At 34.3% G+C, this 20,108-nt stretch carries 11 protein-coding genes; 7 read left to right on the top strand and 4 right to left on the bottom strand.

All coding sequences use genetic code 11. The features are described from left to right. Window positions 1–110: 110 nt before the first annotated feature. The 3 genes from P2086_RS18310 to P2086_RS18300 all read left to right on the top strand — a co-directional run bounded on the left by P2086_RS18310 (window position 111) and on the right by P2086_RS18300 (window position 8,420). Window positions 111–3,341 (top strand): BamA/TamA family outer membrane protein, encoded by a 3,231-nt coding sequence (locus P2086_RS18310; RefSeq protein ID WP_317898216.1) that lies wholly within the window; start codon window positions 111–113, stop codon window positions 3,339–3,341. A 71-nt stretch (window positions 3,342–3,412) separates the two neighbouring features. After that, the gene (locus P2086_RS18305) at window positions 3,413–4,633 is read left to right on the top strand and encodes a M20 metallopeptidase family protein (protein ID WP_317898215.1); all 1,221 of its coding nucleotides are present in this window, start codon (window positions 3,413–3,415) and stop codon (window positions 4,631–4,633) included. A 271-nt stretch (window positions 4,634–4,904) separates the two neighbouring features. Then, window positions 4,905–8,420 carry a DUF8818 domain-containing protein gene (locus tag P2086_RS18300; protein WP_317898214.1) on the top strand — a complete coding sequence of 1,172 codons (3,516 nt, stop codon included), beginning with the start codon at window positions 4,905–4,907 and terminating at the stop codon, window positions 8,418–8,420. 76 nt (window positions 8,421–8,496) lie between these two features. Here P2086_RS18300 and P2086_RS18295 read toward each other — a convergent pair whose 3' ends face one another. Next, window positions 8,497–9,153, bottom strand: a complete 657-nt coding sequence (locus P2086_RS18295; RefSeq protein WP_317898213.1) for a phosphatidylserine decarboxylase family protein — start codon at window positions 9,151–9,153, stop codon at window positions 8,497–8,499. 224 nt (window positions 9,154–9,377) lie between these two features. Here P2086_RS18295 and P2086_RS18290 point away from each other — a divergent pair, with 224 nt between their 5' ends. From P2086_RS18290 to P2086_RS18275, 4 genes are all read left to right on the top strand, one after another. Then, entirely contained in the window at window positions 9,378–12,305 is a 2,928-nt protein-coding gene (locus tag P2086_RS18290; RefSeq protein WP_317898212.1) for a serine hydrolase domain-containing protein, read from the top strand. A gap of 61 nt (window positions 12,306–12,366) precedes the next feature. Further along, the gene (locus P2086_RS18285; RefSeq protein WP_317898211.1) at window positions 12,367–13,593 is read left to right on the top strand and encodes a glycosyltransferase family 4 protein; all 1,227 of its coding nucleotides are present in this window, start codon (window positions 12,367–12,369) and stop codon (window positions 13,591–13,593) included. 45 nt (window positions 13,594–13,638) lie between these two features. Then, window positions 13,639–14,880 (top strand): O-antigen ligase family protein, encoded by a 1,242-nt coding sequence (locus P2086_RS18280; protein WP_317898210.1) that lies wholly within the window; start codon window positions 13,639–13,641, stop codon window positions 14,878–14,880. A 7-nt stretch (window positions 14,881–14,887) separates the two neighbouring features. Further along, window positions 14,888–16,573 (top strand): M23 family metallopeptidase, encoded by a 1,686-nt coding sequence (locus P2086_RS18275; RefSeq protein ID WP_317898209.1) that lies wholly within the window; start codon window positions 14,888–14,890, stop codon window positions 16,571–16,573. A 79-nt stretch (window positions 16,574–16,652) separates the two neighbouring features. Here the strand turns inward: P2086_RS18275 and P2086_RS18270 are convergent, their stop codons facing one another. Genes P2086_RS18270 through P2086_RS18260 form a run of 3 tightly spaced genes read right to left on the bottom strand, consistent with a single transcriptional unit; the run spans window position 16,653 to window position 19,926 of the window. Beyond that, window positions 16,653–17,291 (bottom strand): WbqC family protein, encoded by a 639-nt coding sequence (locus tag P2086_RS18270; RefSeq protein WP_317898208.1) that lies wholly within the window; start codon window positions 17,289–17,291, stop codon window positions 16,653–16,655. Further along, the gene (gene lepB / locus P2086_RS18265) at window positions 17,288–18,214 is read right to left on the bottom strand and encodes a signal peptidase I (protein WP_317898207.1); all 927 of its coding nucleotides are present in this window, start codon (window positions 18,212–18,214) and stop codon (window positions 17,288–17,290) included. The genes P2086_RS18270 and lepB overlap by 4 nt, the downstream gene beginning before the upstream one ends. Further along, a complete protein-coding gene (locus P2086_RS18260) occupies window positions 18,166–19,926 on the bottom strand; it encodes a S26 family signal peptidase (protein ID WP_317898206.1) in 1,761 nt (586 codons plus the stop codon). Before P2086_RS18260 ends, lepB begins: the two co-directional genes overlap by 49 nt. Window positions 19,927–20,108 lie beyond the last annotated feature (182 nt).

The raw sequence follows: 20,108 nt of genomic DNA, 5'->3' as shown, positions 1-20,108 counted from the left end.
GTACATTTAAATTCCTTAAATCGTAAGATCCATTGGTTAAACGTTCCATACTATATTTTCTTTTTTTTAGCGCATTTTGTATTAAAGCTCAATTCAATTATGGGCATCAAATGGATTTCGGTAAAAATCGCATTCAATACAAAGAATTTATTTGGACTTATCTTGATTACGAGCGTTATCGTGTTTATTCCTATCAAGGTGGAACAGAGTTAAGCAAGTATATTTCAGTAAGCGTTGGAAAGCAACTGGCTGCTATTGAGAAGAGACTCGATTATCAAAGTGAAGATAAAATAAACATTCTGGTTTATAATACTCAAAACGACTTTAAGCAAAGTAATCTTGGTTTAAGCAGTGAGGAGCAAACGAACGTGGGTGGCGTCACTCGAATTATTGGCGATAAAGTAAGTATTTTTTTTAATGGATCAATTTCTGAATTAGATCAGCAAATTAGGGCAGCATTGGCGGAATTACTTATTAATAAAATTCTATATGGAGGCAATGCACGTGAGGTCGTAAGAAATTCAACACTTTTAAATATTCCAGACTGGTATTTAAAAGGACTTATCAAATACGTGTCTGAAGGTTGGACAACTTATAACGATAATCTTCTTTATGATGATCTTAAAAATGATAATTTTAGTTCGTTTAACCGCTTAAGCGGTAAACGCGCGGCTCAAGCTGGTCACGCTATTTGGTATTATATTGCCTCTACATTTGGCGATGGTTCAATACCAAATTTGTTGTATATGACAAGGGTTTCAAGAAGCCCCGAAAACGCTTTTATATTTGCCTTGGGAGTTACACTACCAAACCTTATCTATGATTTTACCGAAGCTTACCAGCGGCATTTGTATATGCTTAGGGACACCCTTAGGAAATCACCAATTAATAATAATAGTGTTCTAAAAAAATATAAAAGTAACAGACACTATTACCAATTAAAAATCAGCCCTGACGGCAGTCAGGTCGTATATGCTCGCAATGAACTTGGTCAAATCCGCGTATACCTTAAAACTCTTGAAAACGGCAAAGAAACAAGACTGCTAAAATTGGGACCAAAAGTAGAACAGTTAGAAGATTTTAATTATCCACTTTTAGCTTGGCATCCAAATGGAAAAATCGTTTCCATAATCTATCAATTTAAAGATCAATTGTTACTTCATATTGTTGATCTCGAAAGTAAGGAAGTAATTAAACGCAATTTAACAGGATTTGAAAAGATAAATAGTTTTTCTTATAGTCCTGACGGTAAAAAATTGGCCATTAGTGGGGTAAAGAGAGGCAGTGGACATAGTGATATTTTTGTCTTCAGTATTAATACAAGCGCACTTGAACAATTAACGAACGATACCTGGGATGATAATAATCCTGTATTTGTAAAAGGCAGTAAACAAGTTGTTTTTGAGAGTAATCGTTTAAACGACACCATCAAGGCGAATGAAGACCATTTGTATTTTACAAATCCTAATAGAAATATGGATTTATTTATGGCACCCTATCCATTTTCTACAAAAGTTTTGGTAAGAATTTCACATACACCTGATATAGATGAAAGGCTTCCGCAAGCTTACACTAATAATTATGTGACATTTATTAGTGATAAAAATGGTATTTATAACCGTTTTCTTGCTGAGTATGATAGTAGTATTTCTTACGTTGATACAACAGAACATTATCGTTACTTTTTTAAAACAAAACCAGTTACCAATTACGATAGAAATATTCTGGAGCAAAATATAAGTGCCGATGGAAATCATGTGGCAGAAGTTATTTACACAAAAGGGAAGCAAATGCTTTTAGTTTCTCCACTTGAAAAGCTTAATGCCTTAGACATTTATGAGCCACTTAAAACATGGGAAAGAAGTTACATAAGTCCTGCAGTAGCTGATCCGGCAAACTACAAAGAGATTAACCCTTCCGAAAGCGCTTCCCCTCAAAAAACCGAAGACAATTCAAAAGGAATAGATTTTGAAAACTATAAATTTGAGAATGAGAAAGAAAAAAAGGCTCCTTCTTCTGGAAATGATGACAAAAAATCGCATTCAGAAAAAGCAGATAGTTTAAAAAAGAAATCTACTGAGCCTTTCAGATTTCCAATTCAAAGAAATTACTATACTTCATTTTATACCGACAAAATTATTACGCAATTTGATAACTCTTTTCTTGCCAATAATTACCAGGTTTTTACTGGCGGCGGTGCAGTTAATTTTTTGAACCCTGGCTTTAATTTTTTAACTAAAGTTTCTGTGAGCGATCTTTTCGAAGACCAGCGTATCACAGGAGGATTCAGAATAAACCCATCGCTTGATAATGAATTTATGTTGTCGTGGGAACAGCGCAAACGTCGAGTAGATCATCAAATAGTTTTAGATAGACAAACCTTTAATAGTGTTCCAATTGGCGCAGATGGTGTGCAGTATTTTAATGCGCGCATAAATACAAGCACAATAAAATATTCATTAAAATATCCGTTTAGCCCGGTTGCTGCCGTTCGCTTATCCATATTGTATCGTAACGATCGCTATATGCCACTTTCAAGCGAAGAGTTTCCTTTGGCGCTCTTTGTTAAACCTGCGTATGAAAATTCTCTTGGAGCAAGATTAGAGTACATATATGATAACACGCGTTCAGTCATGCTAAATATTATGAATGGGTTTCGTTTTAAAATATGGACAGAATATTGGAAGTTTAAAAGTGATCAGCCACGTGATCTGTTTACCTCAGGTTTTGATGCAAGACATTATCAAAAAGTGCACAGACAAATAACTTGGTGCAATCGCTTAGCTGGAGGAAATTCTTTGGGAACGGATCGATTAATTTTTTATATGGGTGGTGTAGATAACTGGATACAACCTAAATTTAATAACAACGTAAATATTGTAAAACCTGAGCAATACGGCTTTCAAACGGTTGCAACCAATATGAGAGGTTTTAATCAAAACATACGTAACGGAAATAATTTTCTTGTATTTAATTCAGAGCTACGTTTTCCTATTGTGCGCTATTTTCTTACTCAGCCGGTGCGTTCTGATTTCATTAATAATTTCCAAGTTATTGGCTTTACTGATATCGGAATGGCTTGGTATGGCTCTAATCCACTAAGCCCTGACAATACTCAGAATATTAAGACTTTTATTGATAATGATCCTAGAACCGGAGGAGGAAGTACTGGTATTATTGTTACTGTTATTGACGATAAAAATCCTTTGGTTGGCGGCATGGGCTTTGGATTGCGCTCCCGTTTATTAGGTTATTTTGTTCGTGTTGATTTTGGCTGGGGTATTGATAATTGGATAGTTCAAAAGCGTATAATTGCTTTTTCGTTAACGACAGACTTTTAATTCACCTCTTAAATCAGTGTTCTGCAAAGTTTAAACATTATTTTAAAAACCTTTAAATTGGTTTTATCGGTATGCTAAATCAAGATAAAATAAAAAAAACAGCACAAAATTATTTTGAAAAAATTCGAGCGGTAAGGCAACACATACACGCCAATCCTGAACTCTCTTTTAAAGAATATAAAACCTCCGAATTTATTCAAAAACACTTAAAGGAGGCTGGCATTTCCTTCACAGGAGGACATGTAGAGACAGGAATAATTGCGTTGATAAAAGGGAATAATCCGGATAAAAAAACGCTTCTTTTACGCGCTGATATGGATGCTTTGCCTATTCAAGAAAAAAATGAAGTTTCTTATAAATCACTTTATCCTGGAATTATGCATGCTTGCGGACATGATGTTCATTCTGCATGTGCACTAGGAGCCGCTCTTATTTTAAACGATTTAAAAGAGGAATGGGAAGGGACTGTAAAGATTATGTTTCAACCAGGAGAAGAAGTTTTGCCAGGCGGTGCTAATCTTATGATAAAAGGAGGCGTGCTTGAAAATCCTAAAGTAGATCAGGCAATTGCTTTGCATGTTTTCCCCTCTATGGAAGCAGGCAAGGTAGGCTTTAAAAGCGGAATGTACATGGCCAGTACCGATGAACTTTATATAACCGTTAATGGTAAAGGAGGTCACGCTGCTATGCCTTCCGAGTATATTAACCCATTAATTATTGCCTCAGAAATTTTGTTGGAAATAAACAAGCGCTTTACAAATTCAGTTTCTTTAAAAGAAATGGGCGGAGAAAACATTCCAACCGTTGTGGCCTTTGGAAAAATTGAAGGGAAAGGTGCTACTAACGTTATTCCCGATAAGGTTGAAATTGCTGGTACTTTTAGAACAATGAATGAAATATGGCGCGAGAAAGTACACGGTGAATTACATAAAATTATAAAGACTATTTCCGAGAAATATAAAATAGAATCTTCATTACGTATTGAACAGGGTTATCCCTTTTTAGTAAACGATGAAGTGCTTACTAAAGCAAGTATTTCAGTTGCACAAAATTATCTTGGTAAAAAAAATGTAGAAGAGCTGCCGTTACGCATGACAGCTGAAGATTTCGCATTTATCACACAAAAAGTACCAAGTTGTTTTTTTAGATTAGGAACAGCAAATAAAAACAAGGGCATTACTTCTGGTGTTCACACAGCAACATTTGACATTGATGAAAAAGCTCTTGAAGTTGGCATGGGTTTAATGGCAGCACTTGCAGTGAATGTACTCAATTCTAGTGCAACTAAATAAATTGCTTTTTTATTGATCACCTTTCTTTTTTAACACGGAGACACTCTGTCCACAGAATATTTAAAAAAACTCCGTGTAACTCTTTCCCTCTGCTTACTCTGTGATAAAACAAGCACTATTCAAAACCGGGACGCGGACGCACTGAGTTGGCGAAGGTATTTCAGAAAACTCCGTGTGACTCCTTTCCTCTGGTAACTCCGTGTTAAAACAAGTACTGCGTTCCTAAAATCAACCTTTTCCCACAATTTACTATCTTTAAAAACGTTATTCTATGGTGAATTTGTGGCGATTAGGGTTACTAATGGTGTTTTCTTTTATGGTGATAGAAGGAAATGCGCAAACATTTACACCTAATCGAACAAAATCCTTCAAAACCTTTAAAGATACTCTGGTCTTAGATAGTTTAAGCCTTGTTCCGGGTACTATAGAGTTTAATGTATACCCAAAAGGAGATTCTTCCTTAATCCCGGAAATTGATTACAAACACCATGCAATTGTTTTTAAAGGTAAAAAACCTGATAGCATTGATGTGTCGTATAAACGCTTCCCATTTAATTTTGAAAAAAACTATTATCATAAAAATGCCGATGATCTTTATTCAGATATGACAAGGCGCAGCAATCCCTTCACCATAAATTATACAAACAAAAAAGAAAATTTATTTCAAAATGATGGCTTAAGCAAAAATGGAAATATTAGCCGTGGTATATCTTTTGGTAACAATCAGGATATTGTTGTCAACTCAAATTTAAATCTACAAGTAAGTGGGAAATTAACGCCTGAAATAGATTTAGTGATGGCAGCCACTGATAACAATATTCCTTTTCAGGCAGATGGCACAACCGCGCAATTACAGGAGTTCGATAAAGTGTTTATCCAACTAAGCAACTACAATACAAAAATGATTGTGGGAGATTATCAACTGTCGCGCCCACAGAATAGTTATTTCATGAATTTCTACAAAAGAGCACAGGGACTTTATATTGAAAATTTATACCTTGATTCGACTGCTAAAAAACCGCTTATTTTTAAAACGCAGGTTTCGGGAGCAGTATCTCGTGGAAAATTTTCGAGACAAGTATTTTTCGGAATTGAAAATAATCAAGGTCCATACCGTTTGAAAGGCGCAGAAAATGAACCTTTTATTATTGTGCTAAGTGGTACTGAGAAAATCTACATTGACGGAAGATTATTACAAAGGGGTCAGGAGAATGATTACATAATTGATTACAACACAGGTGAGCTAACATTTACTGCTAAACAACAGATTACAAAGGATAAAAGAATTGTTGCTGAGTTTCAGTATGCTGAACGTAATTACGGGCGGTCTCTGTTTTTTTTAGGTGAAGAGGTGCAAAGTACAAAGTCGAAATTTTATTTAAATGTTTACAGCGAACAAGATAATAAAAACCGACCTCTACAACAGAATCTGGATGATCCAGATAAAAAAACTGTGATGATGGAAGCTGGAGATGATCCTGCAAAATCAGTGTTTACCGGTGCTAGTCGAATAGACACGTTTAGTTTGGCAAACATTCAGTATAGAAAAATCGATACGCTTGTAGATGGATTTATTTATTCGGGGGTTTATGTTTACAGTATCGATCCAGAAAACGCGGAATATATTCTAAGAATGAGTTTTGTTGGACCTGGAAAAGGAAATTACAATCAGATAAACAATTCGGCAAATGGAAAAGTGTATCAATGGATTGCTCCAGTAGATAATGTTCCACAAGGAAGTTATGAGCCGATAGTTCCATTAGTGACACCAAAACAAAGCCAGATGCTTACCGGAGGTTTTACTCATTCATTTACTTCCAACAATACTCTTGGCGCGGAAGGAGTTTATACCAAATACGATGTAAATAAATTCAGCACAAAAGATAAGGGTAATGACGAGGCCGGAGGCGTTAAGATTTTGAGTAAAAATCAAACAATTTTAAAGACCGATTCCTTAAAAGGAGAAACAAAATTAGTTTATAATGTAAATTATGAATTTGTACAAAAGCAATTTACGCAAATAGAACGTTTTAGAAGTATTGAATTTGAAAGAGATTGGAATAGACCTGTATCAAGTATTTTGTTAAACGATCAGAATATTGCCAGCGCTGAACTGGGACTTGTGAACAACAAGCGCGCCGCATTTACTTACACCTTTAATTTTTTTAATGAAGGCACTAACTTTGAAGGTCTTCGCCACAACGTGAATGGGGATTTTAAAATAAAAAACTTTTCCAGCAATTATAACGGTGCGTTCTTAACTACATCAGATAAATTATTCGAACAGAATACTCAATTTTATAGACATAAAACTTTGGTATCGCAGCGTGTTGAAAAATTAAGGTTTACCTATTCAGATGTATTTGAAAATAATTTATTTAAGAATATCTTGGATAACAAAATCAAACCAAACGCTTACCAATTCTGGGAGTGGGAGGGAAGTGTTTCTAATGCTGACAGCTCTAAAAATAACATTAAACTTTTTTATAGGGAAAGAAGAGATAAACATGCTTATAGAAATACCGTCAATGATTTATCATTAAAAGACAGCACCTTCGCCACCAATATTGGCTTACAAGCTTCTATTTTTTCTATTAAGAATAACCCGTTTACGGTTTTAGTAACCTATCGCAAACTTGATTTAAAATCTAATCTTACATCAAACAGTCTAAAACCCGATAACACATTGTTAAATCGATTAGAATATAATCCACGGTATTTTAAAGGTCTTATAATTTCAAGTGTGTTTTATGAAACAGGTTATGGCCAAGAAAATAAAAAGGATTATTATTATTTAGAGGTGCCACCAGGCCAAGGTCAATACGCATGGAATGACTACAACAACAACGGTGTGCAAGAAAAGGATGAATTTGAACTTTCTACGTTTGCCGACAGACAAAGATTTATTCGGTTTTATACACCCACTAACGAATATGTAAAAGTATTACAAAACCAATTTAGTATTTCTATGAGTATTCGTCCATCTGCAATTTTAAAAGATCAAAAAAAGGCAGTTAACCGTTTCGTTAATCGTTGGATATTACAAACTACTTTAAGAGTTGATAATAAAATCACAGATAACGATAGTATTAATAGTTACAATCCTTTTGCGACCGTTCCAGATCGATTTTTACTGGCGGCAAATAATAACAGTAGGTACAGTGTTTTTTTTAATCAAAGCTCAGCAATTTTCGGAGCAGATTATACGCATACTGATAACAAAGCACGTCAGCTCTTAACGAATGGTATTGAAGAACGCACGCTTTTTTCAGATGAAATTAAAGCACGATTTAATTTTTTTAAATCTTGGGCCATTAACAGCAATAATACGATAAGTAAAAAGGGAAATAGATCTGAATATTTTTCAATCAGAGATTATAAAATCAAATCTTATGAAACAGAGCAAAAATTGATCTTTCAACCGAATACCGTTTTTAGGCTGAGTTTGATTTATAAATACACGGAAAAAAGAAATCAAGTTGCCGATGGCACTCAGTTTGCTTTTCTGCATACATACGCATTTGAAATTAAATACAATCAAACAGATAAAGGAAGTTTTACTGGAAGGCTTGACGTGATAAGAATTAATTATAACGATGCTGAGAACTCATCGGTAGCTTACGAAATGTTGAATGGGTTGAGTAAAGGCGATAACTTCACATGGGAAATTGGTTACCAAAGAAACTTAAATAGTAATATTCAAATAAGCATTAATTATTCTGGACGGAAAACACCTAACACAGGGGCTGTTCATATTGGTGGCGCTCAAATAAGAGCTTATTTTTAAACGAAAGTTAGAATTAAAAAATCTGAATGGATTTTTTTACATTTTACATCTTCCCTTTCACATTTTACATCTTCCCTTACAACTCCCCAATTACACTCTGCGAACCCTTTACCACATCACCAATTTTTACGTTTAACTTGGTACCAATTGGAAAAAATAGATCAACACGCGATCCGAATTTAATAAAACCCATTTCTCCGCATTGCTCAGCAACATCTCCTTCTTTGCAATACCATACGATGCGACGTGCTAAGGCACCGGCAATTTGACGAAATAGAATTTCCGTACCGTTTTTGTGTTTCACAACAACAGTCGTGCGCTCATTATCAGTACTGCTTTTAGGTTCCCAAGCTGCTAAAAATTTACCGGGATGATATTTAAAAAAACTTACTAGTCCTGCAATTGGGTAGCGGTTGACGTGCACATTTATAGGACTCATAAAAATACTTACTTGCAAACGTTTGTCTTTGAAGTACTCTAACTCGGGGGTTTCTTCTATTACCACAACTTTCCCATCAGCAGGGGCAATAATTAGATTGTCTCCTAAAGTGTGTTTTCTGGTAGGGTGTCTGAAAAATTGAACAATTACAATGGTTAAAAAGGCGCTTAATAAATAAGCAAACCAATGCGCAATCGGATACTCAGGAAAAAAATGTCTGGCAATAAAAATAATAATGGCGCTAAAAAGCAATACTATCGCTAAACTTGGCCAGCCTTCTTTATGGAACTTCATATGCAAATAATTTGCTCAAATATAACAGAAAGTCATAAAGTGGAGAAGAAAATTTCCTTTTGAGTTTACATTTTATATGAACATAAAATGGTTTCAGTTGCAGCCCAGTCTAAATCACCCCTCTTTTTTCTATTACGTTAAAAAAAACAAATCAATACCTCTTTGTTAAAAACATTAGTACTGTCGCACTATTCAGACTTTTTATTAGCCCTAACTTTATACAGATGAAGAGATTTTATAGAACAACGTTTGTGCTGCTGCTTTTTGCACTGGTTTCTTTTAATTACCCACCGAAAAAGAAGACAGATCCTGATTTTATTGCCATTCAAAATAGATGGGTGGATTCAGTTTTTAACTCTTTAAGTCCTAAAGAGAGACTAGCACAATTGTTTATGGTTGCAGCCTATAGCAACAAAGATGCCAAACACGCTAAAGAAATTAAAGATCTTATTACCAATTACAAAATTGGTGGATTAATCTGGATGCAAGGTGGTCCGGTAAGACAGGGCAAGTTGGCGAATTATTATCAAAGTATTTCAAAAACACCTTTGTTGTACAGTATTGATGGAGAGTGGGGATTAGCCATGCGTTTGGATTCAACGCCTCGCTACCCAAAACAAATGACTTTAGGTGCTATCCAAAACGATTCATTAATTTATCAAATGGGTCGCCAAATTGCCCGTGAATGCAAGCGTATGGGGATTCATGTGAATTTTGCTCCGGTGGCAGATGTAAATAACAATCCTTTAAATCCGGTTATTGGAATGAGAAGCTTTGGAGAGAACAAATACAATGTAGCGCAAAAGGCATACATGTACATGCAAGGATTACAGGATGAACACGTAATGGCGAATGGTAAGCATTTTCCCGGACATGGAGACACAGACAGCGATTCTCATAAAACCTTGCCATATATAAATCACAGTCGCGAGCGTTTGGATACATTAGAGTTATATCCCTTTCAATATTTATTTGACAAAGGTTTAGCAAGTGTAATGGTCGCGCACCTTAATATTCCGAGTTTAGATACAACAAAAGATCTTGCTTCTACCTTATCGCCAAACGTGGTGAACGATCTCCTAAAAACTAAAATGGCATACAAAGGTTTAATTTTCACCGACGCATTAAACATGAAAGGCGTTGCGAAATTCTACGTACCAGGTGAAGTGGACGTAAAGGCTCTATTAGCTGGGAATGATGTTTTGTTATTCAGTGGTGACGTTGGAAAAGCAATGGATGAAATTGCATTGGTAATTAAAGACGGTAAGATAACGCAAGAAGAAATTGATGAGCGCTGCAAAAAAATATTGAAAGCAAAATACTGGTGTGGTCTAAATAATACGCAGGAAATAGTTACCCGAAATCTTGCCAAAGAATTAAATACAAAACAAAGTGATGACTTGAATGATAAATTAGCCGAAGCTTCCATAACCTTATTAAAAAATACGAATAATTTTCTTCCTCTCAAGGGTACTGACAGTCTGAGAATTCTTGAAGTCTCAATAGGAGTTGAAGAGCAAAATACGCTTGGAAATACTTTAAAAAATTATGCGTACGTCGAACACCTGGGTTTATCTCATGACGCTAAACCTTCAATTATAGCCCTAGCATTAGAAAGAATTAAAGAGTCGGACATTGTTGTTTTGCAAGTCAATAAAGCAACCTTAAAAGCGGAAAATAATTATGGGGTAGGGGATCAAACTTTGAAACTAATCGATTCCATTTCCAAAATTAAACCTACTATTTTGGTAATGATGACGAACCCTTATTTGCTAAATAAAATAAGTTCTATCGCTAATTTTAAAGCAGTAATGGTTGCTTATGAATATTTACCTTCTTTGTTAAGAGCCTCAGCAAACGCCATCATGGGTAATATTCGTGTTAATGGAAAGTTACCTGTAAGCACAAATCACTTTAAAAGTGGTACAGGATTGGTAATGGAGTCTAGTATTAAAAATGAAAATGTTAGACGGGAAATTTTCATGAACAAGAAGTTTGGTGCAGTTGATAGTATAGCTTTGTCAGGCATTCGTGAAAAAGCCTACCCAGGTTGTGAAATAGTTGCTTTAAAAGACGGACAAATTATTTATCAAAAATCTTTTGGGAAGTTTACCTATAGTCCGGACTCCAAAGCGGTTGACAATGGAACTCTTTATGATCTTGCAAGTCTTACAAAAATTGCAGCAAGTTCATTAGCCCTTATGAAACTGAGAAGCGAAGGAAATTTTGATTACACAAAAACACTTGGAAGTTATCTTCCGTATTTGAAAGACACAGATAAAGAAAATATTATTATAGAAGATGTGCTTTCGCATCAAGCTGGTTTGCAGGCATGGATTCCATTTTATTTGAGAACAATTCAAAAAGACGGTGATTATAAACCTGGTGTCTATTCTAAAACAAAATCAGAAGATTATCCAACTGAGGTCGCGAAAAATCTCTATGTGTTCAAAGGCTTCAACGACTCTATTTATAATCGCGTCATTAAATCAAAAGTTCAAAATCCTGGAAAGTATCTTTATAGCGACATAGGATATTATTTTATGCAGCAAATTATTGAACAACAAAGTCAGAAAAAATTGAATGAATACGTTGCAGATATCTATACCAAAGTTGGTATTGGATTAACCTACTTGCCGCTAAAATATTTTTCTAAAACGCAAATAGCTCCAACAGAAAACGATGAAAAATTTAGAAAACAAATTATTCAAGGCTATGTACATGATCCGGGTGCCGCTCTATTGGGTGGAGTTGCCGGACATGCAGGTTTATTTGGAAACGCATTAGACGTTGCAAAACTCATGCAATTGTATTTAAATAAGGGAGAATTAAATGGCGTTAGAGTTTTAGACAGTAATGTGGTAAAAGAGTTTACTACTTGTAGATTTTGTCCAGGTAATCGCCGCGGACTATGCTTTGAGAAACCGGAGGCTGATACAAAAAAGGATAGTCCCGTTGTGCAGGAATGTAGTTTAGACAGTTACGGACATAGTGGATTTACAGGCACTTTTGCTTGGGCCGATCCGAAAAATAATTTGGTGGTGGTTTTTCTGAGTAATCGCGTTTATCCGAATGCTGACGAAAATAAACTAGCAAAAATGGGTATTCGCGGAAATATTCACAAAGCTTTTTACGACGCACTTAAAAAATAACTGCAAGTCATCATTCAATTGTGAATTTGGATGATTTAGTTTTTTGTATTTTTAATTAGAAATGTTGAAGCTTTTAATCTTAACGCAATATTTTCCACCAGAAGTGGGCGCTCCTCAAAACAGGTTGTTTGAGTTAGCAGTAAGACTTTATAAGTCGGGAGTAGATATTACAGTTCTAACTGCAATGCCAAACTACCCACAGATGGAAATTTATGAGCGGTATAAGGATAAAAAATATGTTTATGAAGAAGTCGAGGGATTAAAGGTTCATCGTTCTTCTATCTATGTTTCTAAAAGTAAATCCATTTTTAAACGCTTAAGAAACTATTTTTCTTTTGTGTATTCAAGTGCTAGAATTGGAAATTCTAAACTTGATAATTTCGATTTTCTTTTGTGTGAATCACCTCCTTTATTTCTTGGTTACAGCGCCATGTTTCTGGCAAAAAGAAAAAGAGCCAAGCTTATTTTTAATGTAAGCGATTTATGGCCCGAAAGTGCAGAGAAATTGGGCGTGGTTAATAATAAATGTCTTTTGAAGTTAGCCTACAATTTGGAAAAGAGGCTATACGAACGATCCGTTTTGGTTACAGGACAAACACAAGGAATTTGTTCAAATATTCAACAGCGTTTTCCCGCAGTAAAAACATACTGGCTTCCCAACGGAGTAGACCTCAATTATTATGATCCAGATCAGGTTATAAATTCAAATTGGCGACAAAAAAATAACTTTTCTGAAGCAGATTTTATTTTTCTATATGCCGGTATCATTGGAATTGCACAAGGGTTAGAAGTAATTTTAAAAGCTGCAAAAGAATTTAAAGCGCATACAAGTGTAAAATTTGTTCTCATGGGAAGTGGTCCGGAAAAGACAAAATTACTAGCCTTAAAAGAAAAACTTCAGCTTATAAATGTTACTTTTTTAGAACCTGTTACAAAAAAAGAAATGCCTTCTGTCTTAAAAGGTATAAATGCAGCCATAGTGCCATTGCGAAAATTAGATCTTTTTCTTGGCGCCATTCCTTCTAAGTTGTTTGAAAATCTTTCTATGAAAATTCCTGTTTTACTGGGTGTAGATGGTGAGGCCAGAGATTTATTTGTTAAGCAAGGAAATTGTGGTTTGTATTTTGAACCAGAAAATGTTTCAGAATTGGTAAAAACAATTTCAACTTTAGTTTCAGATAGGGAACTCTCAAAATGTTTAGGTGAAAATGGAAGAAGTTTTGTAAATCAACATTTTAATAGGGAGATAATTGCAGAAAAATTTTATCGGCAATTAATCAATTTATAATCTCTTCAAAGTTCTATCTTTGAAGCTTAATTGGGTGAAATACATATGACGTTAAAGCAAAATTTTTTTTATTTCTTTCCTGTTTTGTTTTGTTTCTGTTTACCATTTGGTTCCATTGTGTTGGGGGCTCTGGTGGTTTTTTGGATTATAGCTTCCTTTTTTAATCTTAATGTTTCTCAATTAAAAAGGGGATTTTCAAACCCTAAACTCATACTATTTTACCTTTTCTTTTTTCTAACCGTTATTAGCGCACTCATTTCTTCAAATAAAGCAGAGGCAGGGTTTAGCGTTGAGGTAAAATTAACTTTCTTCTTTTTTCCTTACTTATTCTTTTGCTTTGAGTGGCCAGTTGAAATTTTAAAACGCTGCGTTATTTCATTTGTTTCGGGTTGCTTTTTTGCTTCCCTCTATTTAATATTTCGTGCTTTTCTTTTTGCTGCGGACGGCCAACCAGAGTATTTTTTTTACACGCTCTTTTCTTATTTTATTCACGTATCTTACTTCACCATGTATTTGGTTTTGGCAATTATTTTTGTTGTTTTATTTTACAATGATTGGTTTAAGACTCAAAAAACTGTGATTTATAGTTCGTATTTTTTTATAGCAATATTCGTAACTACTATTTTTTTATGCTCTTCGAAACTTGGAATGCTGAGTTTTTTTATCAGCATGCCATTGCTTTTGGCTTATAAATATAAAGAAAGGCTTAGTCTGAAAAATATCCTGATTTTCTGTGGTACCATTATTTTTCTCTTTGTAGTTCTAGTAAAGATATTTCCAGAATCTTTCAATCGCTTCAATTCCTTAAGTAAAGTTTCATTGGAAAAAATTGATAAAACGTCTTCAGAAAGTACTGCGGTGCGTTTATTAGTATGGGGAGAAGCAATTACGATCATTAAAAGTAACTTTATTTTCGGAACAAATGTTGGTGATGCTAACGATAAACTGTATGAAGCATACGAACGAAATGGTTTAACAGGAGCTTACGAACATAAATTTAATGCGCATAACCAGTTTTTTCAGACTTTTATTGGTATAGGACTTATTGGCTTTCTCCTCTTAATTGCCATGACATTTGGTTCTTTAGGTAGAGCAATAAAAAATAAAAATTTTCTTTCGGCCATATTTTGCTTGCTTATCATTTTAAACTTTATGGTGGAAAGTATGCTACAAACCTCCGCAGGGGTTCTATTCTTTGCTTTTTTTGCTTGTTTTTTTGATAAAATCACTGAAAACGAATTAAGAAAGGACGCTAGTTATAAAACAAATGATGATACAACATCTTAAAATTTAAGTGACGTTGCAAAAACAGTATTTAAAATATAGGTTCATTAAATCCGTTCTTTTTTTGGGTCTTTTGTTTTTTTCAAAAGATATTTTAGCGCAAGAAAAATTGAATTTTATTTGGCCGATAGACTCCCCTTTTATTATCACTGGTAACTATGGTGAATTACGACCAAATCATTTTCATGCAGGTATCGATTTTTCTACAAATGGTAAAATTAATTTGCCGATTTATTGTATCGAGGAAGGTTACATATCAAGAATACGAATTAGTCCCTACGGTTATGGTAAAAGTGTTTACATTACGCACCCTAATGGTAAGGTTAGTCTTTACGCGCATTTAAATGCATACAGTCTTAAAGTAGCTAACCTGGCAAAAGAAAATCAATATACTAGCCAGAATTATGAGATTGATTTCATGCTTAAGCCACGAACAGCATATGTTAGAAGAAATGAAATTATTGGACTTTCGGGAAATACCGGAAGCTCAACAGGGCCACATTTGCATTTTGAGATTCGTGACGAACTCAGTGAGATGCCGTTGAACCCGCTAAGCTTTTATAAAATAAATGATCATACTTCTCCAGAGCTTAATTCAATTGCTTTTTACAATTTATCTGATACTACTTCTCCAAAATTAATTACTACAAAAAAAATTAAAAAGGGTAGGGGTGATACACTAATCCTTGATGGCGATCATATAACTCTGAATTATTCAATAATAGGAATAGCATTTTCTGGTCTCGACCGATGTTATTATAATGGTAATCCTAACAATATTTATTCAGCACAAATGTATTTGAATAATAATTTAATATATGAACACAAACTCAACAATATTTCTTTCGACGACTCCCGTTACATAAACGAATTCAGCGAAACTATTGGTAAACAAAAATATCAAAAGTGTTTTTTACCAACAATTTATCCCTTAGGTCTTTTTGGCACGTGTTATGATAAGGGACGAATCAATTTAAAGGAAAGCGAGTTTCAAAAAATAAAACTAGTATTTACTGATGAGTCTGGAAATGCTAGTCCTTTGGAGTTTTATTTGAAAACAAAAAGGATAGATGAGTACGTTATACCAGAAGAAAAAAGTAATTTGTATGTAAATTGCTCAAGCCCTTTTGTGAGTTTTACAGATAATCTATACACCTATATCCCTGAAAAAACTTTTTTCTATTCTAAAAATATTGTGATTAGTAATACGCTTAATGATAACGGAAAACTAAGTATTTTTCCTGATCTTAACTTGAAACAAATGGTAACTCTGGGGTTTAAAGTGCCCGAAAAATATGCAGGGTTTGGTGACAAACTCATTTTAGATGGTTCATCAAATGCAATATCTTTAGCAAGAAACGATTCGGTTTTTTATCAGGTTAAAAGCTTCGGTAAATTTCAATTACGGATAGACACTATTCCACCAAAAATAAAAATAGATCATTCTGAACATCAATTAAAAGAAGCCTGGCAATTAGATGCTTTTTCATTCTCAATCAAAGATGAAATGAGTGGAATTGGTAAATATAACCTTTGGTTGAATAACGAATGGGTACTTGCCGAATACGATGCTAAAACTGATCTTTTAACCTATTATTTTGATTACGATACCCCAATGGGCTTACTTAATTTTAAATTAGAAGTCATAGATAAAGTTGGTAACAGAGCTTTCTTGGAATATGTTTTGAAGAAGTAAAACCCCCTTTTAAGTTTATCCTGTTTGTTGAAAACGGCTCGCAGCTGATACACAAAGTCTACTACCCACTTTTTACTGCTTACTGCAACTGTCTCCGTTCCATCAAATAATCCAGCGCCCCTAAACCTTCATTAAAAATCAAATCCAAAATACTAAGGTTCGGTACAAAACTAAATTTGCTTTCAAAGGTTTGATAGTAGTTTTTGTTTAGAGCAGACCGAACATTATCATCCGTTTTAAAATCCAATTTAGGATGAATCTTTTCTCGAAGATCTTCGCAATCAATAATCTCTTTATTATATAAGGTTGTGAGAGAAATGTTTTTTTTAAGCTTTAAAATTTTAAAAATTGTTTCGATTTGAAGAAGATTATATTCTAAAAGGCTTTGGAATTTTTTAGAATAAAGCGGTTCAATTTCACTTTCAAAATGTTCGAAATAAGGAGAATTTTTGTAGGCACTTGTAATGGCGCGCCAATGTTTTGTTTGCCATTGTTCTGCATAAGATATTTCTACATCTTTCGTCAATTCTTTAGTACCTTGTTTAAGTGCGGGAATTGATAAGCTCAGCAAACCATTAGCGGAAAGAATACTAGTTCTGTTTCTGAAGCTCTGCCTCTGGTAATTTTCGAATTGTTCTATTAGGATTGCTTCCGAGTTTAAAAGATAATAGAAATAGTGAAGATTAGGCCAGTATGCGCAACTTAAAATACTTTTCATTCAAATCTTTTTAAAATAGCAATGGCCTTTCCTTGAATTAAGTTCTCAGGTAAAAAGCCCCATGAACGCGAATCGTTGGCGTTATCACGGTTATCACCCAAAACAAAATAATAATTTTTTTTCACTACATAGTAGTTTGTTAAAACACCATTTATCAAAATACTATCTTGCTTTGTTTCTAGATGATTTTTTTCATGATGTGAAATTAAATCAGTATACAAGTTGATATTGATACTATCTAACCGTAAAGTGTCGTTAATTTTCGGAATGTAAATTTTACCGTAATGATCCATATTCCACCTGTAATTTTCATTACTTGGGAAACAAGTTTCATCATAGCTGTTTTTTTTCTCCGTTTTAAGTGCTACGGTTTTTATGAGAGAATCATTTTTCAGCATCTCAAATTCTTCCCCGGTAAGCGAATAACAGTAATCATACTCGTCGGAGACCTGACCGCCTTCAGTTAAATTGTAGCGAAGTTTAAAAACTGTTTGTTCTTTTTTTTCTTTAGGTTGAATAAAAAAGTTATGTTTTACAGTGCTTGTATCAGATACAGCTACGCCGTTTCTAAAGATCTGTTTATTCGAAATCTCGAAACTGTCTCCTGGTAAAGCAGCAATACGCTGAAAAAAAAATGATTTTGTAAGTAAGGTGTCTTCTACTGGATACTCAATGTATATTATATCACCTTCAGTAAAGTCATTGGAAATTTTGTTTATTAACACAGCATCGCCAAAGTGATAAGTAGTGGCCATTTGAAGGTTGTTTACTTTTACAATATCAAAAGCAAATCTTTTAAGTAAGTAAAACGCACTCAGAGCAATTAATGCGCTAACAAACCACTTGATTTTAACTACAAAACCAAAAATATGTTTTATTTTTTTGATTCTTTTTCTAATTTGAGTTTGCGGCGAGTATTCCACTTACTAAAGCCCCAAATCGCTACTATACTCAGTATAAACGGGATTTTAATAGAATGAAGTGTACCGTCTTTAACATAACATAAAAAGCGTTCCCAACGAAACTTACCATCTTTACTGTTTTTAAAGAAACTACTTAAGGTAAACTTGCCACTGATTGGATTGTTCTCAGCATATTTCATACTAAACCAAACAAAAAATGGTGAGCCAACTACGTGATCGTAGGGCACCAATCCCCAGCTTCTACTGTCTGCACTGTTATGACGGTTATCACCCATCATAAAATAATAATCTTGCTTAAACGTATAGCTGCTAATAGGGTTTCCATCGTACAAAACATTTGCTCCTGACTTAGTAACCTGATGAATTCCGTCATCGTATGTATTCATTACTTTTTCATAAAGACAAACATTATGTGTATCAATAGGAACCGTTAAGCCGGCTTTAGGAATTAGTAATGGACCAAAATTATCATTGTTCCAGCCATAAGAAGGATTGTGAGGGAAAACACTTGGAGCGTAAACGCCTTTAGCCTCATTAATGATTTTTACAGAAACAACACCAGGCATTTCACGAACAGCCTTAGCAGTTTGAACCGTCATGTTTAAACGGTATACTGCAGAATCTTTTGACTCTGCCATAATAGTCATTTCAGGATAATTAATATCGAGTTGATCGAGTATTCTTGCGCTAGGCATAGATTCCTGAGAACCTGTTTGAGGATTGTAACCTGGTTCTGAAAAAAGATGCCCGTAAGTTTTAACATAATAAAAATGTTGCGCTTTCTCAGGCATTGCCTGCATCGTTCCATTAATAAAAACCTGACCGTCTCTTACTTCGAAATTATCACCAGCAATACCAACACAACGCTTTACATAGTGATCACGTTTGTCAACTGGTCTTGCGACAATCTTACCGATTTTTCGCCCAGGATTTCCCTGATCAGGAGCAAAATTTGGATTATTTATATTATCATATCCAATGTAACGAGCCAGCTGATAATAACTCATGTCCTGAAACCCTAGAGCTACTGTATCTCCATCAGGATAATTAAATACTACTATCTGATTGTTTTTTACGGAACCAAATCCTGGCAATCTGAAATAAGGAAGTTTAATCCACTCCAAATAAGATTTTTTAGTTTCACTCATCGGTAAAGTATGATGCGCAAATGGAAACGATAACGGAGTTTGCGGAATTTTAGGACCGTAAGCGAATTTATTTACAAATAGAAAGTCACCAACCATCAGTGATTTTTCTAAAGAAGAAGTTGGGATAGTAAAAGCCTCAATAAAATATCCACGAATTATGGAAGCGGCAATTACAGCGAAAATTATTGGGTCAACCCAATTTTTAATTAATTTACTCGGCTCAATTTTAAATTTTGTTAGACCTACAAATTTTGCAGTAGGATCAAATCCAGTCTTCACAAAAAAAACGTAAGGCAAAACAGACGCAAGTAATAAATCTTGATTACTAGGCTTGTTAAAAGCTCTTGCTACATTAAAACCATATACACCGTACATTAAAATATTAACACCTGGCACAATCATAATTAAGCACCACCACCAAGGTTTATCAAGTAATTTGGCAAGTACATAAAAGTTGTAAATCGGAACCCAGGCTTTCCAGGTTTCAATGTTTGCTTTTGCAAATAATTTACCCAGTCCAAAAAAGGAGGCTAAAACCAGCAATAAAAAAATATAATTTCCCATAAATAGTAAAGTGTGAATATATGTATTTTATATAAATCGTAAACGGCTTAGTTTTTAAGGTATTGTTTTGTTGCTTGTTAATATTTGTTAGTTGCGGAGCTATTTAAACCACATAAGAAACATAAGGGATTATAAGTTTATAACTAGATGTCAGCCTTATGTGATCTTATGTTTCTTATGAG

It is taken from the genome of Aurantibacillus circumpalustris, assembly GCF_029625215.1.
Classification (GTDB): domain Bacteria; phylum Bacteroidota; class Bacteroidia; order B-17B0; family Aurantibacillaceae; genus Aurantibacillus; species Aurantibacillus circumpalustris.
This window is presented reverse-complemented; position numbering and strand designations above follow the sequence as displayed.